Below are 4,994 nucleotides of genomic sequence, written 5' to 3' on the forward strand. Positions count from 1 at the left end.
CCCGCGTCAAGCGGCCCGACCGGTCGCCGACCTCGGCCGCCTCGCCCTCCAGCAGCACCGCGACCGAGCCGGGCGGCTGCTCGCCGGCGCGCCCCGCCTCGGGTGTCGGCAGGTCGACCTCGACGGCGCTCGGGTCGACCTCGGCCGCCAGCGCCTCGCCGACCACGGTGTAGACCTGCAGCGGCGTGGTCACCGGGACGGTCACCCAACGCCGGGCGGCCGGCAGCGGTTGCAGCCGCAGTTTCGCCGACATGATCACACCGAACACTTCGGACAGTTCGGCGGGCGGGGCGGTGCGGCGGGCGCCCTCGAAGTCCACAAAGCTCACTTCGGAGATCTGCGCCTCGGGAGCGCCGAAGCGATGCCGCAGCGGGCCGGACTCGTTGACCGCCAGCATGCCGCCGAGCGTTGCGGTGCGCGACGGCGGGTCGACCGCCAATCGCTGGCCGCGCAACGCGAGCGCCGCCTGCAAAGCGCGCACCGGCGTGCCGGCGCCGGCCTCGGCGGACCGCCCCTCGGTGTCGTGGTTCCACATGCCACCGAGCCGGCCGGCGTCAATCAGCAGGTCGACGCCTGCGGGCGGCGTACCCCAGTCGATTTTGCTTCCGGAACCCCGGGACATGGTGGCGAGGCCGCGCTCAGCGGCCAGCCGGATGATGTCCTCGACCTGGCGGGGGGTCGCCGGGACCGCGACGAAGCTGACCCGGCGGCCGGCCACCGCGTCGACCGAGCGGGCCGCACGCGCGAAATCCGGCCCGCAGATGTCGGCCAGCGCACGCAGCACCGGCTCCCGGCCGGGCAGCGGTGGAGTCGCGGGCATCGTCATCCCCTAATAGAAGGCCCCGAAGATCGTCCATTCTGGCGTATCGTACACATGTTCTAATCGCGGTGGGGAGGGCTGTTCGTGGGACTAGTCGACGCTGAGCAGGGGGGATGCGCCGGTAATCTGTGCGGGGTGACGACCAATCTGCCTGACGGGCCTCCGGTGGCCGCGCGCGTGACCAGCGAGCGGACGCACCACGGCGACACCGTGATCGACGAGTTCGCGTGGCTGGCGGACAAGGACAATCCCGACACGATCGCGTACCTGAAAGCCGAGAACGCGTGGACCGAGCGGGCCACCGAGCATCTCGGTGCGTTGCGCGACACGATCTTCGGTGAGATCAAGTCGCGGACCTTGGAGACCGATCTGACCGTTCCGGTCCGCAAGGGTGCGTACTGGTATTACGTGCGCACCGAGGAGGGCAAGCAGTACGGGATCCACTGCCGCGTGCCGGTCCGCCCGGGCGAGACGGCGCCGCCGACCGAGGGTGGTCCGGGCGAGGAGGTGCTCCTCGACGGCAACGAGCTGGCCGAGGGGCACGAGTTCTTCCAGCTCGGCACGTTCGACGTGAGCCCCGACGGGCACTGGCTGGCGTTCTCCACCGACTACACCGGCGACGAGCGCTTCACCGTGCGGATCAAGGATCTGCGCACGGGTGAGGTGCTGGCCGACGAGATCACCGATGCGGCTTACGGCAGTGCCTGGTCGCTGGACGCGTCCGCGCTGTTCTACATCACGGTGGACGACGCGTGGCGGCCCTATCGCGTGTGGCGGCATTTGGTCGGCCGTCCCGCCGCCGAGGACACGATCGTGTTCGAGGAGCCGGACGAGCGCTTCTTCGTGGGTGTCGGGCTGACCCGCAGCGAGAAGTTCATCCTGATCGACGTGCATAGCAAGATCACTTCTGAGGTGTACGTGATTCCGGCCGACGCCCCGACCTCGGAGCCGGCCGTCATCGCGCCGCGGCAGCAGGGCGTGGAGTACACGGTGGAGCATCACGGCCACCGGTTCCTGATCCTGCACAACCGCGAGGCCGAGGATTTCGCGCTGGCGTACACGTCGGCGGACGCCCCGGGCGAGTGGGTCGAGCTGATCGCGGAGCAGCCCGGCATCCGGCTGGAGTCGGTCGACTCGTTCCAGCGGCATGTGGTCATCTCGCTGCGCAAGGACGGCTTGACCGGGCTGCGGGTGATCGCCGACGGCAGCACGGATTCCTACGACGTCGAGTTCCCCGAGCCGCTCTACAGCGTCGGGCTGTCGAGCAATCCGGAGTACGACACGAGCACGGTCCGGATCGGCTACACGTCGATGATCACGCCGGATTCGGTCTACGACGTCGACCTGGTGACCCGCGAGATGACCCTGCGCAAGCAGCGGCCGGTGCTGGGCGGATACGACCCTGAGCAGTACGACCAGTTCCGCGAGTGGGCGCAGGCCGACGACGGCACCCGCATCCCGATCTCGATCGTCGCGCGCAAGGGTGTGCAGCGCGACGGGTCGGCGCCGCTGCTGCTCTACGGCTACGGGTCGTACGAGTACAGCATCGACCCGTACTTCTCGATCCCACGCCTGTCCCTGCTGGATCGCGGTGTCGTGTATGCGATCGCGCACATCCGCGGCGGCGGCGAGATGGGCCGGCGGTGGTATGAGGACGGCAAGCTGCTGGCCAAGAGGAACACGTTCACCGACTTCGTGGCCTGTGCGGACGCCTTGGTGAAGGGCGCCTGGACGGCGCCGGACCGGCTGGTGGCCCGGGGCGGTTCGGCCGGTGGGCTGCTGATGGGTGCGGTGGCGAACCTGGCGCCCGAGACGTTCGCCGGGATCGTGGCCCAGGTGCCGTTCGTCGACCCGTTGACCACGATCCTCGATCCGTCGTTGCCGCTCACGGTGACCGAGTGGGAGGAGTGGGGGAACCCGCTGGAGTCGGCGGATGTGTACCGGTACATGAAGTCGTACAGCCCGTACGAGAACGTGCGGGACGTGCGCTATCCCAAGATCCTGGCGATGTCGGGGCTCAACGACACCCGGGTGCTCTATCACGAGCCGACGAAGTGGATCGCGCGGTTGAGAGCGACGGCGCCACAGGGGTCGTACCTGCTCAAGACCGAGATGGGCGCCGGTCACGGCGGTCCGAGCGGGCGCTACGACGCCTGGAAAGAGGACCCAAAAATAAAATATTCTGGGCCATAGGGATAATATTGAGCAAAAGCTAGTAGATAATCTGCATGATTCAAATTGTTATTTGGATGTTTCGTTTTCCATGCATTAATTTGTTCCCATTCAGTTTCATCTTCTTTAAAAAGTAAATCCCAAGCTCTTATTTCAACATTTCCTGCATTCATATTAAACTTTATTTTAGTTTTATTTAAATCCGGTACTTTAATAAATTTGTTAAGTTCAATCATATTTTTCTATCCCCTCATTTTTAAATATCATCAATTAGCCAATTTTTGATAATACATTTAATCCCCGTTTCTTTACACCTTATCTAAAATTGAGGACATCTTTCACTTAAAATAGACTAACAGCCAACATAGCTCCCGTGTGAAATTTTTATAATCTTCATATATTACCTCATGTTTCGGAAAGTAATTTAATACTTATTATAATATTTAGATATTACCCAATGAAATATCTAAAAGTTATTATTTAAACAATTTACCTACACATCTTCCAGATACTTCAAGTAAAGTAACTTTTATATTCTAAACAATATCAATTATAAAAATGGTACAACTGTTATAAAAAAATCTTTCCAGAAATATATTTAATAAAAAATTACAAAATCTTAAAAATACTCATCTTCCTAAACTCATGTCTTGAGAACTAGGAATACCTGATAATATTGAGATACGTATGATAGTTTATCAAATCAAATATATTTTTTAATATTTGCTACTACGCTAAAAATACTCGTCCCCTTTTTTGCGGAGTGGTTATCGAATTAGAGATATCGTATACATTAATTCGTGGCTTATTGAGTTCTCGTCCCCTTTTATGCGGGGTGTTATCGAATTTCAACGTGAAACTTATATTGAATGGATAGAAATGAGTTCTCGTCCCCTTTTATGCGGGGTGGTTATCGAATTTAGATGTGCCGGTGTGGGTTTGGATAGTTTTAATCTGTTCTCGTCCCCTTTTCGGCGGGGTGGTTAGCGAATTTGAATTTGCTACGGAAAACGATGAGCTAGTTGCTTGTTCTCGTCCCCTTTTCGGCGGGGTGGTTAGCGAATGACAGTTCTTTAAAACCAATCATATCAATAGTTCGAAGGCAAAATTTACTGTCAAAAATAGTGACAAATCACCTGTACTATAGACGCTAAATGTCACATTTTTTGACAACTAAATTTTAACTATGTCTTAATTAAATTATACTATATTTTCCCATACCTAAGCTTGTTTTCATACCTGAACCTGAAAATTCGCCAAACTTTAATAAAAAATGAGTTAACTGTAAAAAAGGTAAGGGGCCTTTAATTTTAAACACCATTTCTCCTGTAAACGAAGGAATTTTAACTTTTTCTAAGTTAAAACGTGTACTTTTCAATTTGTAGTCGACAATATTAACATTTTTCATTAAAAAATCTAATGTTTCTTTGTCGTACATTTTATATTCTTCAAAAAAAGCATCAAATTGTATCATAATACTTCTAAAAAAACGTTTAACATCAGGAAAAATCATGTAACTACTCTGATATTTAAAAGACATAGGTGTCTGAATATTAAGACGTACATAACGATTTAGATCTTCTGTTTGCAAAAGTTGGTTCATAATGTTCTGAACATTTATCTTCTCGATTTGAAATGATTGAATGTCAATATTTGTTTGATAATATTTCAAAAGCAAACTATTTTTAGAACTAAATAGTTTAACAATCTCCTTTAATAAATTATCTGACATACATACAATTTCCCAAATTACTTTTTTACTTTTATAATATATTCTTTGTTTCAATGGACTATAAGCGAATTCATGATGTAATTGGTCAGCAATATCATTAGGAAGATAATCCATTAATACACCATGTAAAATACTTCCTAAATATTGAAATCGAATATTATCTGGTAAATCTAACTCTACTGTAATTTTATTTATCATAATAACTCTTTAAATTCCTTATTTTTTTCTTTAAAATAATTATAGTCTTCTTCCTCTATCTCAGGAAATGAG

The 4,994-nt window shown here is 52.9% G+C and carries 3 protein-coding genes; 1 reads left to right on the top strand and 2 read right to left on the bottom strand.

Annotation, left to right across the window (positions count from 1 at the left end):
* Nucleotides 1-820, bottom strand: an 820-nt coding sequence (locus tag AB0M20_RS26875; protein ID WP_364302788.1) for an FAD-binding oxidoreductase, incomplete at its 3' end; no start/stop codon positions are given.
* Nucleotides 821-955: 135 nt separating this feature from the next.
* Here AB0M20_RS26875 and AB0M20_RS26880 point away from each other — a divergent pair.
* Complete coding sequence (locus tag AB0M20_RS26880) at nucleotides 956-3,013, top strand: S9 family peptidase (protein ID WP_364302790.1); 2,058 nt, start codon at nucleotides 956-958, stop codon at nucleotides 3,011-3,013.
* 1,174 nt (nucleotides 3,014-4,187) lie between these two features.
* On the opposite strand, the gene cas6 is transcribed toward AB0M20_RS26880, so the two are convergent.
* Nucleotides 4,188-4,922: a CRISPR-associated endoribonuclease Cas6 gene (gene cas6, locus AB0M20_RS26885; RefSeq protein ID WP_364302792.1), complete on the bottom strand. Its 735-nt coding sequence runs from the start codon at nucleotides 4,920-4,922 to the stop codon at nucleotides 4,188-4,190.
* Nucleotides 4,923-4,994: the final 72 nt, after the last annotated feature.

The organism is Actinoplanes sp. NPDC051633, from assembly GCF_040681735.1.
Lineage (GTDB): Bacteria > Actinomycetota > Actinomycetes > Mycobacteriales > Micromonosporaceae > Actinoplanes.